Raw genomic sequence first — 16782 nt, 5'->3', positions numbered from 1 at the left:
GTGGGGACGAGCAGACGGCGACATACTAGGGGCATCGCCGTGATCCGCGGCACAGGGGCCCCGGCATCGAGACTCGCTTGTGTCCCAACGGGTATCCGGCGTGATCACCGTCCGTCAGATCGGGCTCGGCGAACAGTGATCACGGCCGGGAAAACCGCGTCCAGGAATTGTCCACTATTCGGTGGGAAACCTTTTTTTCACGAAAACAGCCCGAGCGGGACACTCGAACCGAGCGCGCGATACCCCGCCGGGTTGAGGTGCAGGTGGTCGCCGACGTCGTAGGCCGGGAGCAGCTGCGCCGGGGCCGCCGGGTCGCGGGCCACCTTGTCGAAGTCCAGCAGCGCGTCGAAGTGTCCCGGCTGACGGATCCACGCGTTCACCTTCTGCCGGGCCGCTTCGCGTTCCGGCACGTCGTAAGCCGCGTTGCCGCCGAACGGGGTGATCGTCGCGCCGTAGACGCTGATGTCCTGGGCGTGCGCGCGGACCAGGATCTGGTCGTACGCGTCGATCAGCTCGTCGGCCACCGCCGCCGCGTCGGCCGGGGCCGCCGTGCCGATGTCGTTCACGCCCTCGAACACGATCGCCCGCGAAACCCCGCTCGTCGACAGCAGATCGCGGTCCAGGCGGGCCAGCACGTTCGGGCCCAGCCCGTCCTGCAGCACGCGGTTGCCGCCCGCGGCCTGGTTCACCACGGCCACCCCGTGCAGGCGCCCGGCCAGGACGTCCGGCCAGCGGTCGTTGCCGTTGGTCGTCGAGCCGCGGCCGTCCGAAATGGAGTCGCCGATCACCGCCACCGCCGACGCCGGCGAGAGGACCTCGATGCCGCTGAAGAAGTACCAGTGGTCCACCGGGGTCGCGCCCGGCAGGTCGGTGGCCGTCACCTGGTCGCCCGCCAGCAGGTAGGACGTCGTGCGGGAGCCGGGGTGCGAGGTGATCGACGTCGACGCCTGGCCGTGCGCCAGGTACGCGGTCACCGTGATGTTCTCCGACGGCCGCACCGGGAACGGCAGCGGGTCCGACACGACCTGGGCGCCCATCGGCACCACCGTGGACGGCCTGCCGTGGAACGTCACGGGCACGACGCTGCCCGGCACCACGGCGGACACCCCGGCCGCGCCGGAAACCGGGCGCGCCACCGAGACCGCGGTCAGCGGCAGCGGAGCCCCGCCGAAGGCGTTGGAGAACCGCAGCCGGATCCGCGGGCCGCCGGCCGTCACGTGCGCAGTCTCGCGCACCGACGCGTTGTCGAGCACCCGGTCGGTCCCGGTGAACGGCGCCGGTGGCAGGTTGCCCGGCTCGGTCAGCTGGGGCATCGACGTCCAGGTCGCCACCCAGTGCGACGGCGCGGGACGGCCGGAGGCGCCGACGAACAGGGCGGTCAGCACGGCCAGGAAGAGGACCGCGAGCGGCCGCTTCACGACGAGAACTCCGGGGCCAGGACCCGGTCGAAGCCGACGAAGCGGCGCGGCCCGGTCAGCGTGCAGTGCAGGGTGGCGACGATCTGCTCGCTCGACGTCCCCACCCGCAGCTCGACGTCGCCGGGATCGACCTGGCGGCGGCCGGCGCGGCCGGTGTACGACGTCAGGTCCGCGTGCAGCGCGACGTCGAGCACCGTCGTCGTGCCCGGGGCGACGGTGACGCGGCGGGCCGCGATCAGCTGGCGCTCGGGCCGGGCGACGTCGGCCACCGGGTCGTGCAGGTACACCTGGACGACTTCGGACGTCTCGCGCTGGTGGTCGTTGCGCAGCGTCACCCGGACCCGGCAGACGCCGTCGGTCGGCCAGAGCGAGCCGGTCGCGCTGACGTCGAGCCAGGTCGCCGGCGCGTAGGACAGCCCGTGGCCGAACGGGAACAGCGGCGACGGATCCACTGTGGACACTTCGCTGCGCCGGCCGAGCGGCGCCGCCAGGTAGGTCGACGGCTGGCTCGCGCCGGCCGCCGGGAAGCTCACCGGCAGCCGCCCGGCCGGGTTGATCCGGCCGTCGAGCACGCCGGCCAGCGCCGCCGCGCCCTCCTCGCCGGGGTAGAAGCCGCACACGACCGCGGCCAGCCGGGGCAGCTGCCGGGAAAGCTCGTACGGCCGCCCCGAGAGCAGGACGAGCACCACCGGCTTGCCCGTGTCCAGCAGGGCGTCCAGCAGTTCTTCCTGGCGGCCCGGCAGCCGCAGGTCGGGCGCGTCGCAGCCTTCGCCGGACGTCCCGCCGCCGAACAGCCCGGCCCGGTCGCCCAGCACCGCCACGCACACCGACGCGTCCGCGCAGGCCGCCACCGCCTCGGCGATCCCGTCGTCGTCCCCGCCGGTGACCGGGCAGCCCTGGGCGTAGGTGACGTCGTAGGAGGACCGCAGGGCCTCCAGCACGGTCGGCACCGAGACGCCGAACGGGACGTCGGGGTGGTGGACGCCGACGTGCAGCGGGAAGGAGTAGCAGCCGAGCATCGCGCCGGGCGTGTCGGCGCGCGGGCCCACCACGGCGAGCCCGGTGCCGGGCGTGAGCGGGAGCGTGCCGTCGTTGTGCAGCAGCACGATCGAGCGCTCGGCGACCTCGCGGGCCAGCGCCCGCGACTCCGCGTCGTCGAGGTCGATCTCCTCGGGCACCTCCGGCGCCCAGCCCGCGTCGAGCAGGCCCAGTTCGCACTTCTGCCGCAGCACCCGTTCGAGGGCGCGGTCGACGGCGGCGACATCGACCGCGCCCCCTTCCACCGCGGCGAGCAGCGGCTCGCCGTAGCAGTCCATCGTGGGCAGTTCGACGTCGATGCCGGCGGTGAGCGCCTGCCGGGCGGCGTCGCCGCGGTCGGCCGCGACCCCGTGCAGCCGGTGCAGGAACGCCACCGAGAAGTAGTCGGCGACGACCGTGCCGTCGAAGCCGTAGGTGTCGCGCAGCAGGTCCGTCAGCAGCGTGGTGTCGGCGGCGGACGGGACGCCGTCGGTGTCGGTGTAGGCGTTCATCACCGACCGGGCACCCGCACGCAGGGCCAGCTCGAACGGCGGCAGCAGGACGTCGGCGATCTCCCGCGGCCCGGCCGAAACCGGCGCCAGGTTGCGCCCGGCGCGCGAGGCGGAGTACCCGACGAAGTGCTTGAGCGTGGCGACGATGCCGGCCGACTCCAGGCCCGCGACGTACGCGCTGCCGATCGTCCCGACCAGGTACGGGTCCTCGCCGATGGTCTCCTCGACCCGCCCCCAGCGCAGGTCGCGGGCGACGTCGAGGACCGGCGCGAGCCCCTGGTGCACGCCGAGGCCGCGCATGGTCCGCCCGATCTTCCCGGCCATCCGGCGCACGAGCTCCGGGTCGAAGGTCGCGCCCCACGACAGCGGCGCGGGGTAGATCGTCGCCTGCCACGCGGCCAGGCCGGTCAGGCACTCCTCGTGGACCACGGCCGGGATGCCGAACCGGCTGCTGGTCACGATCTGGCGCTGGGTGCGGGCGAGGCTGCGCGCCCCGATCACCGGGTCGACCGGCCGGGTGCCGAACGCGCGGGTCAGCTGCCCGATGCCGTGGCGGACCAGGTCGTCGAGGTCGACCGCCGCGTCGACGAAGTCGTGCTGGTGCGGCGCCATCTCGCCGCCCGAGTCGATGCCGACCCAGACGCCGTAGAGCTGGGCGAGCTTCTCGCGCAGGGTCATCCGGTCCAGCAGGACGCGGACTCGCTCGCCCGGGTCGGCCGCGGGGTCGCGCCACGGCTCTCCGGCCGTGGTGGGCTGCGTGGTCAAGGGTTTCCGCCCTTCGTGTGGGGGGGGCGTGGGAAGGGGTTCAGGGGATGGCGCGGGTCGAGTGCCGCACCACCAGGCCGGTGTCGAGGGTGACGTGGGTCGGCCCGACCTCGTCGCCGTTGATCAGCGCGATGAGCATCCGGATCGCCCGGTGGCCCATCTCGCGGATCGGCTGGTCCACTGTGGTCAGCGGCGGGCTGCAGAGCGCGGACTCGGGCACGTTGTCGAAGCCGACCACGGACAGGTCGCCGGGCACGGTCAGCCCGAGCTCGCGGGCCGCGCCGACGGTCGCGATGGCCGAGATGTCGTTCGCGGCGAACACCGCGGTCGGCCGGTCCGGCCCGGTCAGCAGCTCGTGGGCCGAGGCCGCGGAGACCTCCGGGTCGTAGGCGCCGACCCGGATCAGGTCCTCGTCCGGGGTGATGCCCGCGGCCGTCAGCGCGCGCAGGTACCCGGTCTTGCGCAGTTCGGCCGACTGCAGGTCGGGGCGGCCGGAGAGGAACGCGATCCGCCGGTGCCCCAGCTCGAGGAGGTGCTCGGTGGCCAGCTGGGCGCCGCGCAGGTTGTCGGAGTCGATGGTCGGCAGGTGCGACGGCCCGGTGTGCGGGTCGACCGCGACGACCGGCGTGCCGGGCACGGCTTCCAGCGACACGGCCGGGGTGACCAGCACGGCGCCGTCGACGAGGGTGCCGCTCAGCCGGGAGAGGTAGCGCTTCTCCCAGCCCACCGGGTCGCCGGTGCGCCCGCCCGCGGAGTAGACGACCAGTTCGAAACCGCTGCCGCGGATGGCGTCCGCGGCCCCCTTCAGCAGCTCGGTCGAGAACGGTTCGAGGTCGGCGACCAGGATCCCGATGACGTTCGTCCGGTGGTTTCTCAGGCTCTGCGCCACGAGGCTCGCCTCGTAGCCGAGCTCTTCGATGACGGCACGGACGCGCGCGAGCGTCGCGGCGGAGACGCCGTAGCGCTCGTTGATCACTTTGGAGACCGTGGCCACCGAGACGCCGGCCCGGGCGGCGACGTCACGGATGGTCACCCTCGAACTGGGCTGCATCGGCTCAGACTAACCATGGAAAACGTTATCGACAACGATTGACATCCCATTTGCCCGGGGAGCAGACTCTTCGCCAACCCGGGCGCAGTCGCGCCCCGTCCAACTCGGCCGAAGTCGTCAGGAGTGGACCCACGATGTCTCTGAAACACCGGATCCCCGTTCTCGCCGCCCTGGTGGCCATCGCGCCGCTCGTGCTCTACGGGTGCAGCAGCGGGGGAAGCAGCGACACACCCGCCCAGCCGTCGGGCCCGGTCACCCTGACCTGGTGGCACAACGGCACCACCGACCCGATCAAGTCGGTCTGGGCGAAGGTCGTCGCCGACTACCAGAAGGCGCACCCCGAAGTCACGATCAAGGCCCAGCCGCTGCAGAACGAGGACTTCAACACGAAGGTGCCCCTCGCCCTGCAGTCGGCCGAGCCGCCGGACATCTACCAGTCCTGGGGCGCCGGCGACCTGGCCGGGCAGATCACCTCGGGCAAGGTCGCCGACATCACCGGCGACACCAAGTCGTGGATCGAGCAGGCCACCGGCAAGTTCGGCGAGAAGTGGCAGGTCGACGGCAAGCAGTACGGCGTGCCGTTCACGCAGCACTTCGTCGGCTTCTGGTACCGCAAGGACCTGTTCCAGCAAGCGGGGATCACCACCCCGCCGAAGACCATGGACGAGCTGAACGCCGCCGTCACGGCGCTGAAGGCCAAGAGCATCGCGCCGATCTCGGTCGGCGGCAAGGACCGCTGGCCGGATGCCTTCTACTTCAACTACTTCGCCATCCGCGAATGCTCGACCGCGGTGCTCCAGCAGTCGGTGAAGGCGGTCAAGCTCGAGGACCCGTGCTGGACGAAGGCCGGGCAGGACCTGAAGAACTTCCTGGCCACCGAACCGTTCCAGACCGGGTTCGCCGGCACGCCCGCCCAGCAGGGCGCGGGCAGCTCCGCCGGTCTCGTCGCCAACGGCAAGGCCGCGATGGAGCTGCAGGGCGACTGGGAACCCGGCACGATGTCGTCGCTGACCGAGGACAAGGACCTGGACTCGAAGATCGGCTGGTTCCCGTTCCCGACCGTGGCGGGCGGGCAGGGCGACCCGGCGGCCGCGCTCGGCGGCGGTGACGGTTTCGCCTGCACCACCCGTGCGTCCAAGGCCTGCACGGCCTTCCTGCAGTACCTGGTCAGCGAGCCCGTGCAGACCGAGCTCGCCGCGAAGGGGACCGGCCTGCCCGTGAACGTCGTCGCCGCGAAGTCGCTGAAGACCGATGTGCTCCGGCAGGTCAACGACTACGGCACGAAGGCGCCGTACGTGCAGATGTACTTCGACCGGGCGTTCCCGACGGCGGTCGGCGCCGCGCTGAACGACGCGGTGGCCAACATGTTCGCCGGCCAGGGCACCCCCGAAGGCATCGTGACCGCCGTCAACCAGGCCGCGGCGGGCAACAAGTGACCACGGCGACGACTCCGGTGCGGGCGGCGGCGCGGCCGCCCGCACCGGCGGTCCGTGCCCGGGGGAAACGCTCCGGTCTCGGCAAACGCCTGGAGCTGGCGGTGCTGCTCGGGCCGGCCCTGCTGGTGTTCGTCGGGTTCGTCCTGGTGCCGATCGGGATCGCCGGCTTCTACAGCCTGTTCAAGTGGAACGGCTTCGGCCCGCTCGACGACTTCGTAGGCTTCGACAACTACACCGACGCGTTCAACGGCACGGTGTTCCAGAGCGCCATCGTGCACAACCTGATCATCGCCGGGCTGTCCATCGTGGTGCAGCTGCCGCTGTCGATCGGGCTGGCGATGCTGCTCAACCGGAAGCTGAAGGGCCGTGCCGTGCTGCGCGCCCTGGTGTTCGCCCCCTACGTGCTGTCCGAGGCGATCACCGCGGTCATCTGGTCGCTGATGCTGCAGCCGGGCGCGTTCGCCGACCAGGTGCTCAAGGGCGTGGGGCTGGGCGGTGCGATCCACCAGTGGCTGGCCGACCCGGGCATCGTGCTCTACACGCTGTTCGCGGTGATCACCTGGAAGTACATCGGCTTCGGCATCATCCTGCTGCTCGCCGGCCTGCAAGGCGTGCCTGCCGAACTTCGCGAAGCCGCGGCGCTCGATGGCGCGTCGGCGTGGCAGACGACCCGGCACGTGGTGCTGCCGCTGCTCGGCCCGACCATCCGGATCTGGATCTTCCTGTCGGTGATCGGCTCGCTCCAGCTGTTCGACATCGTCTGGATCATGACCACCGGCGGTCCGGCGAACGCCTCGACGACGATGGCGACCTACCTGATCGACCACGGCTTCAAGCGCTACGAGTTCGGGTTCGGCTCCGCGGTCGCGGTGATCCTCTTCGTCATCTGCTTCCTGTTCGCCCTGCTGTACCAGCGGTTCGCGCTCCGCCGGGACACCCAGGGCGCCCTGACCAGGATGGTGGGCTGATGCGGTCCGGCAAGTTCGGCCTGTCGATGGGCTACCTCGCGGCGATCGTCGTCGTCGGCGTGACGGTCGTGCCGCTGCTGTTCGTCGTGCTCGGCGGGTTCCGCACCAACGCCCAGATCAACACCGACCCGGCCGGGCTGCCCGGCCCGTGGGTGACCGACAACTACGCCTCGGTCCTGGGCTCGAGCGCGTTCTGGACGTTCCTGGGCAACAGCGCGCTGATCGCCGTGATCGCGACCGCGGTCGCCGTCACGCTCGGGTCGATGGCCGGGTACGCCCTTTCGCGGTACCAGTTCAAGGGCCGCGAAGCGTTGTACACGCTGTTCACCATCGGCCTGCTGTTCCCGCTGACGGTGGCGACGCTGCCGCTGTACCTGTGGCTGCGCCAGCTGGGCATGCTCGAGAGCTTCTGGGGGGTGGCGATCCCCGAGGCGGCGTTCTCCCTGCCGGTGACGATCGTGATCCTGCGGCCGTTCATGCACGCGATCCCGGGCGAGATCGAGGACGCGGCCGTGCTCGACGGCGCCACCCGGCTCGGGTTCTTCTGGCGGATCCTGCTGCCGCTGTCGACGCCGGCGCTGACCACGGTCGCCGTGCTCGCCTTCGTCACCAGCTGGAACGCCTACCTGCTGCCACTGCTGGTGTTCAACGACTCCGGGCACTTCACGCTCCCGCTCGGCGTCGCGATGTTCCAGTCCCAGTTCTCCCAGGACACCGCCCGGGTGCTCGCGTTCACCGCCCTGTCGGCGATCCCGGCGCTCGCGTTCTTCGTGCTCGCCGAACGGCGCATCGTCGGCGGGCTGACCGGATCCGTGAAGGGCTGACTCAGGAGGTCTCCCGTGCCGTCCGAGGTCCACCGTCGTACCTTCCTGCAGTTGCTCGCCCTGGCCGGGGCGGGGTCCGTGGCGCTCCCGGGCCTGGCCGAAGCCGGCACCGGGTTTCCGCTGGTGTCGCGGGGAAAGGCCGCGACGATCGTGGTGAGCCCGGATGACCAGCCGGGTGTCCGGCGGGTCGCCGGGGACCTCGCCGCGGACATCGAGCGGGTCACCGGGGTCCGGCCGGCCGTGTCCGCCGTGGTGCCCGCCGGCGGGCCGGTGGTGCTGGTCGGCACCCTCGGGCACAGCCCGCTGGTCGACGGCCTGGTGGCGGCCGGGAAGCTCGACGTCACCGGGATCGCCGGGGAGTGGGAGACGTCGCTGAGCCAGGTCGTCGACGGGCGGCTGGTGCTCACCGGCAGTGACCAGCGTGGCGTGATCTACGGCGTCTACGAGGTCTCCCGGCGCATCGGCGTCTCGCCGTGGTACTGGTGGGCGGACGTGCCACCGCGGCGGCAGGCGGAGCTGCACCTGCCGCGCGAGCGGTTCAGCCTCGGCACCCCGCACGTGAAGTACCGCGGGTTCTTCATCAACGACGAGAACCCGGCCCTCGGCACCTGGGCTCCGGCCTTCTTCGGGCCCGGCAAGGCGCCCGGGTTCCCGAACGGCTTCAACCACCTGTTCTTCGCCAAGGTCTTCGAGACCATGCTGCGGCTGCGGGCCAACTACCTGTGGCCGGCGGTGTGGGGGCGGGCGTTCGCCGAGGACGACCCGCTCAACCACGCCACGGCCAAGGAGTACGGCATCGTCATGGGCACCTCGCACGAGGCGCCGATGATGCGCGGGATCGAGGAGTGGAACCGGCACGCGGTGCCCGCGGTCCGCGACGCGGCCGGGAACATCACCACCCCGGGGCACGACCCGTACGGCGGCACGGGGGAGTGGAGCTTCCGCCGCAACGGCGAGGCGATCAAGGCGTACTGGACCGACGGGATCCGCCGGATGGTCCGCGAGGACTTCGAAGGCGTCGTCACGCTCGGCATGCGCGGCAACGGCGACGTCGGCCTGCCCGACGGCGACGGCATCGAGCTGATGCGCGAGATCATCGCCACCGAGCGCGAGATCCTCGCCCGCGAAACCGGCCGCGACCTCACCACCGTGCCGCAGGTCTGGACGCTGTACAAGGAAGTCCAGCGGTACTGGGCGAAGGGCCTGCGCCCGCCGGACGACGTCATCGTGGTGTTCACCGACGACAACTGGGGCAACATCCGCAAGATGCCCGACCTGTCCGGCCCGCCGCACCCCGGCGGGTACGGGCTGTACTACCACTTCGACTACGTCGGCGGCGGGCGCAACTACAAGTGGGTCGACACCGCGTTGCTCGCGAACACCTGGGAGCAGCTGCACCAGGCGTCCGCCTACGGCAACGACCGGCTGTGGGTGGCCAACGTCGGCGACATGAAGGGCAACGAGCTGCCGCTGCAGTTCTTCCTCGACTACGCGTGGGACCCGGGTGCGCTGCCGATCGAGCGGCTGTCCGCTTGGGAGCGTGCGTTCGCCGCGGAGAACTTCGGTCCCGCTCTCGCCTCGGACATCGCCGCGGTGCTGCACGACTACGGGCGGCTGCAGTCGCGGCGCAAGCCGGAGCTGCTCAACCGGCGGATCACGGTGGACGCCGCCGGGACGATCACCTACGACGACCAGATGACGCCGTTCAGCCTGGTCGACTACGGCGAGCTGGACCGGGTCACCGGCGAATGGCGCGACCTCGCGGCGCGGGCGTCGAAGATCGGCGCGCGGCTGCCGAAGGCCTTCCAGGACGCCTATTACGAGCTGGTGGGGTACGAGGTCGAGGCGTCGGCCAACCTCTACGCGCTGCGGCGGGCCGAGTTCACGAACCTGCTGTACGCGGCCCAGGGCCGGGCCTCGGCCAACGGCCTCGCCGCCGTCACGGAGGCCCGGTTCGCCGACGACCTCGCGCTGGCCGAGAAGTACAACACCGGCATCGCGGGCGGCAAGTGGCAGGGGTTCCAGACCCAGCCGCACATCGACTACGGCGACGTCGCCCGGTACGGCCCCAACGCGCCCTGGCAGCAGCCGGAGAAGGACAACGTCGCCCTGCCGGACGTCATCTTCCCGGCGGTGAAACGCCTCGACCTGCCCGCGGCGGCGGCACTGGGCGTCGCGGTCGACGGCTCCCCGGACGCGTGGCCCGGCGCCGCGGGACGGCCCGCGCTGCCGGAGTTCAGCCCGTACCAGACTGCGCCACCGCAGTACGTCGACGTCTTCAACCGCGGCCGGGAACCGTTCCGCTGCACCGTCTCCGCCGGTGCGCCGTGGGTGCAGGTCGAGCCGCGCGGCGGCCGGGTCACCGAGGAGCTGCGGATGACGGTTCGGATCGACTGGGCCCGGGCGCCGAAGGGCACCACGACGGTGCCGATCACGGTGACGGGCGCGGGGACGTCGGTGGTGTTGGACGCGGTGGTGCGCAACCCGGTGCTGCCGGCCCGCGGTTTCGTCGAAGCGGGCGGGTACGTGTCGATGGAGGCCGAGCACTGCAGCGCGAACGTCGGTGCGGCGGACGTGGCGTGGCGGCGCATCCCGGACATCGGGCGCACCGGGGCGGGGATGACCCCGTTCCCGGTGACGGCGGCGAGCCGCGCGCCGGGAGCGGGACCGCGGCTGGAGTACCGGATGACGCTGTTCACGACGGGCCCGGTGACGGTGTGGGCGTACCTGTCCCCGCGCAGCAACGTGCTGCCGGGCGACGGCCTGCGGTACGCGGTTTCGTTCGACGACGCGGAACCGCAGCTCGTGAACATCACGACGGCGACCGGAGCCGACGACACGGCGATGAACCGCCAGTGGGAGCGGACGACGTCGGACAACGTGAACCTGACGTCGACCCGGCACGTGGTCGAAGCGGCGGGCTCGCACGTGCTGAAGTTCTGGATGGTGGACCCGGCGGTGATCGTCCAGAAGCTGGTGGTCGACACGGGCGGCCTGCGGGCGAGCTACCTGGGACCGCCGGAAAGCCTGCGGTGGCCGTGGTGAGCGCGCAGCTGCTCACCACGGAACGGGGGCGGTGGCCGTCGCCCGGGGATCGGCCCCGCGCCGGGCTACCGCCGGCCGCCCGACAGGACGTGGTGGCCCTGGTGGGCCGGGGCCGCCGTGCTGTGCCGGACCACCAGGCTGGTCGCCAGCTCCACGCGGTGGCTCTCCGGATCCACGCCGCGGGCCAGGGAAATCGCCAGCCGGGCGCCGGCCGCCGCCATCTCCTGGAGGGGCTGGCGGACCGTCGTCAGCTCCGGGGTCAGCCAGCGGGCGATCGGCAGGTCGTCGAAGCCCACCACCGAAAGGTCGTCCGGGATGCGCAGCCCCGCGTCGCGCGCGGCCTCGTACACGCCGAGCGCCTGCAGGTCGCTGCCCGCGAACACCGCCGTCGGCCGGTCGGGGAGGGTGAGCAGTGAGGCCAGCTCCCGGTAGCCCGCCCGGACGTGGAAGTCGCCGCGGCGGACCAGGGCCGGGTCGAACGCCAGGCCGGCCGTCTCCAGTGCCGTCCGGTACCCGTCGATCCGGGCCCGGCTGCACAGGACGCCTTCCGGGCCGCCGATCATCGCGATCCGGCGGTGGCCCAGCTCCACGAGGTGCCGGGTGGCGGTCAGCCCGCCCTGCCAGTTCGTGGCCCCGATCGAGGGCGTCTCCGGCCCGGGCGCGCCCGCCGGGTCGACCACGACCAGCGGGATGTCCCGCGCCCGGAGCTTCGCCAGCTGCCCGCCGGTGAAGTCGGAACAGACCGAGACGATGCCCACCGGCCGCCGGGCGAGCACGCTCTCCAGCCAGCTCTGCCCCGGCGTGTGCCGGCCGGAAGATTCGGCGAGCACCACCGCCATTCCGTTTTCGCGGGCGACGCACTCGACCCCGCGGATGATTTCGAGCGCCCACGTGCTTTCGAGTTCGTGGAACATGAGTTCCAGCAGCCGGGAACGACGGGAGCGTTCGTCGGCCCGGCGCCGGTAACCGTATTTCCCGATGACCGCTTCGACGCGGGCACGGGTGGTTTCGGCGACGTCGGGCCGGCCGTTCAGCACTTTCGAAACAGTCGGCACGGAAACACCGGTCTCGGCGGCGATCCGGGCGATGGTCACCCGGGATGCGCTCGGCTCGAGATCGTCGGACTTCGTTGTCATGAAGGAGATTCTAGGTCATCGAAACCCGATTTGAAACGGTTGGAAACTTTCGGAGCTCCATTGTCACGCGGAGGATGAAGATGTCGCGAAGAATTCCTAAGAAAACTGTCCTGATGGCGGTTGCGGCCACGCTGGGTATTGCGGTGTGGCAGGCGCCCGCGGCATCGGCAGGGTCGGCTTCGGTGCCGCTGCAATACACCACGAACCGTTACGTCGGCAGCGCGGTGGCGGCGGCCTACCTGGCCTCGGAAACCGATTACCGGGCGGTGCTCACCCGGGAATTCGACAACGTGACGCCCGAGAACGAGATGAAGTGGGGCACGATCGAAGCCGTGCGCGGCCAGTACGACTGGTCCGGCGCGGACGCGATCGTCGAGTACGCCCGGACCCACCACAAGACCGTCCGCGGGCACACGCTCGTCTGGCACTCCCAGCTCCCGGACTGGGTCGCCGCGCTGCCCGCCGACGAGCTGCGGCGGGTCCTGCGGGACCACATCACCACGGAAGTCAAGCGGTACAAGGGAAAGATCCGCGCCTGGGACGTCGTCAACGAGATCTTCAACGAAGACGGCACCCGGCGTGACACGGTCTTCCGGCAGAAGCTCGGCGACGGTTTCGTCGCCGACGTCTTCCGCTGGGCGCACGCGGCCGACCCGCACGCGAAGCTGTACCTCAACGACTACAACATCGAAGGGATCAACCCGAAGAGCAACGCGGTCTACGACCTGGTGAAGACGCTGCGGCGGCAGGGCGTGCCGATCGACGGCGTCGGTGTCCAGGGGCACCTGTCGATCCAGTACGGCTTCCCGGGCCAGTACCGCGAGAACCTGGCCCGCTTCGCCAAGATCGGCGTGGAGACCGCGGTCACCGAGGCCGACGTCCGGATCCCGACCCCGCCCGACGCGGCGAAGCTCGCCACCCAGGCGAGCTACTTCGGGCAGCTGTGGGACGGCTGCCACGCGGTCCGCAAGTGCGTGGAGTTCACCACGTGGGGCTTCACCGACCGGCACTCGTGGGTCCCGGACGTGTTCCCGGGCGAAGGGGCGGCCTGCCTGTTCGACGAGAACCTGCGCCCGAAGCCGGCGTACTACGCGCTCAACCCCTGACCCGCGCCGGTCGCCGGTGCCGCGAATGACTCATTCGGGACCTCCGAGGCCCCGAATGAGTCATTCGCGACGTCCGGAGCCCGCGGGTCAGGAGGCGGTGACCGGGCCGGGACGCAGGCCGCGTTCGGCGAGCGCGGCGAGGATGCGGGGGACCGCATCGAGGGTGGCCGGGCGGCCTTCGTGCATCAGCACGACGCCGCCCGGCTGCACCTGCCCGGCCGCGGCGACGATCTCGTCCGCGGTGCAGCCGGCCCAGTCGCGGGTGTCGACGCTCCACAGCACCTCGGTGAGCCCGTGGACCGCGAGCGTCGAGGCCACCGCGGCGTCCGTGTCGCCGTAGGGCGGCCGGAACAGCGCCGGCCGCAGCCCGGTCAGCCGGGTCAGCAGGTCCTGCGTGCGCCGGACCTCCTGGTCGCGGGCAGCGTCGTCAGCCAGCGTGGTCAGGTGCGGGTGGGTCCACGTGTGGTTGCCGATCGCGTGCCCCGCCGCGGCGATCGCCCGGACCAGGTCCGGGTGGGCCGCGGCGTGCTCGCCCCACAGGAAGAACGTCGCCCGCGTGCCGCCGAGCGCGGCCAGCAGGGCCGGGGTCGTCTCGGGGTACGGGCCGTCGTCGAAGGTGAGCGCGACCGTGTCCATCCGTCCAAGATCACGCGGGCCCGCCGGGCCGGGCAAGGACTTTCGCCCGGCTTTCGCTCGGTTTCGCCGGCTTTCGTCAGCGGGCGGCCAGTGCGGCGAGCCGCTTCGCCGTCGGCCAGCGCACGTTCCACGCCCAGCCCAGCTTCTCGAACGCCCAGATCACCCGCGCGGACACGTCGAGCTGGCCGCGCAACACGCCGTGGCGGGCCGACGTCGGATCCGCGTGGTGGGTGTTGTGCCAGGACTCGCCCATCGACAGGATGGCCAGCGGCCAGAAGTTCGCCGACCGGTCGCGGCTGCTGAACGGGCGCTCGCCGATCATGTGGCAGATCGAGTTCACCGACCACGTCACGTGGTGCTGGAACGAGATCCGCGCCAGGCCCGCCCACAGGAACGCCGTCAGCGCGCCCCACCACGACAGCGTGATCAGGCCGCCGAGCAGTGTCGGCAGCAGCAGGCTCAGCACCACCCACAGGGGGAAGAGCCGGTCGACGACGCGCAGGTCGCGGTCGGCGGCCAGATCCGGGGCGAACCGGTCGACGTTGGTCTTGTCGCGGCCGAAGAGCCAGCCCATGTGGGCGTGCCAGAACCCGCGGGCCAGCGCCACCGGCGACGTCCCGAACAGCCACGGCGAGTGCGGGTCGCCGTCCCGGTCGGAGAAGGCGTGGTGGCGGCGGTGGTCGGCGACCCAGCCGATCACCGGACCCTGCGCCGCGAGGCCGCCCGCGATGGCCAGTGCGATCCGCAGCACCCGCTTCGCCCGGAAGGAGCCGTGGGTGAAGTAGCGGTGGTAGCCGACGGTGATGCCGAGCGTCGACAGCACGAAGAACGCGCCGCCGAGGGTGAGGTCGAGCCAGCTGACGCCCCAGCCCCAGAACACCGGGACGGCCGCGGCGAGCGCGAGGAACGGCACGAGCAGGAAGGTGCGGATGGTGATCAGCTCGGCGACGGTCTGCTTGCCGTCGAGCACGGGTTTCGGGGTGGGCCGGGCAGCCTTCACGGAGGCGGTCATGCAGTACTCGTTTCGAGGTCAGCACGCGCGGGCGGGGCCCGCGCGGCAGCCGGGGAGCGGGAACACCCGGCGGTCGGGGTCTGCGGTGGGCCGGGCTCGTCGCCGCTCCTGCCGGCGATCGGCCTCGATGGCCGCGGGCCGAGGGGGAAACCGGCGGGCCGCCGACGTCCGAGGGTCCCTCGACGCAGTCCACGTTACCGGACCGTTGTGAATCCGCAGTGTGGCCGGAACGAGTAAGGCCCCCGCCCCGGGTGGGGGCGAGGGCCTTAGGGTGCCTCGTGGCTCAGATGACGCTCACGCGCTGGGCCTGCGGGCCCTTCTGGCCCTGGCCGATCTCGAACTCCACGCGCTGACCCTCGTCGAGCGACTTGAAGCCGCTGCCCTGGATCTCGGAGTAGTGGACGAACACGTCCGGACCCCCGCCGTCCTGCGCGATGAAGCCGAAGCCCTTTTCGCCGTTGAACCACTTGACACTGCCCTGAGCCATACCCATACCTACTCTTTGTAGTGAGCCTGGGCGTCCCGTTCGGACACCCGGTCTCCCCGCCATCCTCCCATTGCCGGACGCCCGGGGCCACCCCCGGTGGTCAAACTCCCCAATCGGGGCGCAGCGGCATGCCCATCCCGCCCTCGTTGTCGGTTCGCACCCCGAGGATGTGGTGCAGTTCGATCTCCCGCCGTTCAAAGGCCAGCCGGCAGGCCGCGAGGTACAGCGCCCACACGCGGCTGCGCCCGGCACCGGCCTCCGCGACCGCCTCGTCCCAGTGCTCGTCGAGGTTGGCGCACCACCCGGCCAGGGTCTTGGCGTAGTGCTCCCGCAGGTTCTCCGCGTGCCGCACCTCGAGCCCGGCGTCGTGCATGGCCGTCATCAGCTCGCCCGGGCTTTCGAGCTCGCCGTCCGGGAAGACGTACCGGTCGATGAACCCGCGCGACCGGTGGGCCACGCTGGAGTCGGGGTTGGTGATGCAGTGGTTCAGCATCCGCCCGTGCGGCTTGAGCTTCGCGGCCAGGAAGCGGAAGTAGCCGGGGACGTTGCGCGCGCCGATGTGCTCGGTGAGCCCGATCGAGGAGATCGCGTCGAACCCCGTTTCGGTGACGTCCCGGTAGTCGAGGTGGCGGATCTCGGCCCGGTCGGCCAGGCCCAGCGCGACGATGTTCTTCTGCGCCCACTGCGCTTGTTCACGCGAAAGTGTGACACCGAGCGCCTCGACGCCGTAGTGCCGGACGGCGTGCGCGACCATGCCGCCCCAGCCGCAGCCGACGTCGAGCAGCCGCATCCCCGGCTGGAGGCCGAGCTTGCGGCAGATCAGGTCGAACTTGTTCGCCTGCGCTTCCTCCAGCGTCGCGTCCTCGGTGGGGAACACCGCGCAGGTGTAGGCCATCGACGGGCCGAGGACCAGCTCGTAGAACCGGTTCGACACGTCGTAGTGGCTGGCGATGGCTTCGCTGTCGCGCTCCTTCGAGTGCCGCAGCGCGGTCAGCCCGCGCCGGAACCGGCTCGGGTGCTCCTCGGCCGGCGGCTTGACCGGCCGCAGGTGCCGCGGGCCGAGCTTGCGCAGCAGCCACAGCCGGTCGGCCGGGGTGAGCTGGTCGACCTGGGCCGACAGCGCGTGCAGCGCCGTGTAGAGGTCGCCTTCGACGTCCAGCGCGCCGGCGACGTACGCGCGGGCGAGGCCGAGGTCGCCGGGGGAGGACATCAGGTAGTCCAGCGCCAGCGGGGAGGTCACCCGGATGGCCACCGGGGCGTCCGCCGGGCCGCTGCTGCTGCCGTCGTAGGCGGTGATCGACACGGTGGCGCGCGGCCCGAGGAGCCGTTCGAAGACCGCGCCGACCGTGGTGCTTTCCTGGGTCACGTT

The 16782-nt window shown here is 71.5% G+C and carries 13 protein-coding genes; 5 read left to right on the top strand and 8 right to left on the bottom strand.

Annotation, left to right across the window (positions count from 1 at the left end; genetic code table 11):
• Positions 1 to 197: 197 nt before the first annotated feature.
• From OO60_RS03740 to OO60_RS03730, 3 genes are read right to left on the bottom strand one after another with little or no spacing between them, the layout of a single operon-like run.
• Positions 198 to 1418, bottom strand: coding sequence for an SGNH/GDSL hydrolase family protein (locus tag OO60_RS03740; RefSeq protein WP_004558425.1), 1221 nt, complete (start codon positions 1416 to 1418; stop codon positions 198 to 200).
• Entirely contained in the window at positions 1415 to 3712 is a 2298-nt protein-coding gene (locus tag OO60_RS03735; RefSeq protein ID WP_004558424.1) for a beta-xylosidase/alpha-l-arabinosidase, read from the bottom strand. Before OO60_RS03735 ends, OO60_RS03740 begins: the two co-directional genes overlap by 4 nt.
• Positions 3713 to 3752: 40 nt before the next feature.
• Positions 3753 to 4763 (bottom strand): LacI family DNA-binding transcriptional regulator, encoded by a 1011-nt coding sequence (locus tag OO60_RS03730; protein ID WP_240490805.1) that lies wholly within the window; start codon positions 4761 to 4763, stop codon positions 3753 to 3755.
• Between the two features lie 134 nt (positions 4764 to 4897).
• On the opposite strand from OO60_RS03730, the gene OO60_RS03725 reads away from it, so the two are divergent.
• From OO60_RS03725 to OO60_RS03710, 4 genes are read left to right on the top strand one after another with little or no spacing between them, the layout of a single operon-like run.
• On the top strand, positions 4898 to 6199 hold the full coding sequence (locus OO60_RS03725; protein WP_004558422.1) for an extracellular solute-binding protein: 1302 nt from the start codon (positions 4898 to 4900) through the stop codon (positions 6197 to 6199).
• On the top strand, positions 6196 to 7167 hold the full coding sequence (locus OO60_RS03720) for a carbohydrate ABC transporter permease (RefSeq protein WP_033260761.1): 972 nt from the start codon (positions 6196 to 6198) through the stop codon (positions 7165 to 7167). The genes OO60_RS03725 and OO60_RS03720 overlap by 4 nt, the downstream gene beginning before the upstream one ends.
• Positions 7167 to 7991, top strand: a complete 825-nt coding sequence (locus OO60_RS03715; protein ID WP_033260760.1) for a carbohydrate ABC transporter permease — start codon at positions 7167 to 7169, stop codon at positions 7989 to 7991. The genes OO60_RS03720 and OO60_RS03715 overlap by 1 nt, the downstream gene beginning before the upstream one ends.
• Before the next feature lie 15 nt (positions 7992 to 8006).
• Positions 8007 to 11036 (top strand): glycosyl hydrolase 115 family protein, encoded by a 3030-nt coding sequence (locus tag OO60_RS03710; protein ID WP_004558419.1) that lies wholly within the window; start codon positions 8007 to 8009, stop codon positions 11034 to 11036.
• A 65-nt stretch (positions 11037 to 11101) separates the two neighbouring features.
• On the opposite strand, the gene OO60_RS03705 is transcribed toward OO60_RS03710, so the two are convergent.
• Positions 11102 to 12172 (bottom strand): LacI family DNA-binding transcriptional regulator, encoded by a 1071-nt coding sequence (locus tag OO60_RS03705; protein ID WP_033260759.1) that lies wholly within the window; start codon positions 12170 to 12172, stop codon positions 11102 to 11104.
• Positions 12173 to 12285: 113 nt separating this feature from the next.
• Between OO60_RS03705 and OO60_RS03700 the strand changes: the two genes are divergently transcribed.
• Positions 12286 to 13278, top strand: a complete 993-nt coding sequence (locus OO60_RS03700; protein ID WP_240490804.1) for an endo-1,4-beta-xylanase — start codon at positions 12286 to 12288, stop codon at positions 13276 to 13278.
• 87 nt (positions 13279 to 13365) lie between these two features.
• Here OO60_RS03700 and OO60_RS03695 read toward each other — a convergent pair whose 3' ends face one another.
• The 4 genes from OO60_RS03695 to OO60_RS03680 all read right to left on the bottom strand — a co-directional run bounded on the left by OO60_RS03695 (position 13366) and on the right by OO60_RS03680 (position 16779).
• Complete coding sequence (locus OO60_RS03695) at positions 13366 to 13914, bottom strand: polysaccharide deacetylase family protein (protein WP_004558416.1); 549 nt, start codon at positions 13912 to 13914, stop codon at positions 13366 to 13368.
• A 76-nt stretch (positions 13915 to 13990) separates the two neighbouring features.
• A complete protein-coding gene (locus tag OO60_RS03690; RefSeq protein ID WP_004558415.1) occupies positions 13991 to 14926 on the bottom strand; it encodes an acyl-CoA desaturase in 936 nt (311 codons plus the stop codon).
• 283 nt (positions 14927 to 15209) lie between these two features.
• Positions 15210 to 15413 carry a cold-shock protein gene (locus tag OO60_RS03685; RefSeq protein WP_004558414.1) on the bottom strand — a complete coding sequence of 68 codons (204 nt, stop codon included), beginning with the start codon at positions 15411 to 15413 and terminating at the stop codon, positions 15210 to 15212.
• 100 nt (positions 15414 to 15513) lie between these two features.
• Positions 15514 to 16779, bottom strand: coding sequence for a class I SAM-dependent methyltransferase (locus tag OO60_RS03680; protein WP_004558413.1), 1266 nt, complete (start codon positions 16777 to 16779; stop codon positions 15514 to 15516).
• Between the last annotated feature and the right edge of the window lie 3 nt (positions 16780 to 16782).

The sequence above is a fragment of the Amycolatopsis vancoresmycina genome, from assembly GCF_000716785.1.
Classification (GTDB): Bacteria; Actinomycetota; Actinomycetes; order Mycobacteriales; family Pseudonocardiaceae; genus Amycolatopsis; species Amycolatopsis vancoresmycina.
The sequence above is the reverse complement of the archived record's forward strand: the minus strand, read 5'-3'. Positions and strand labels throughout refer to the sequence as shown.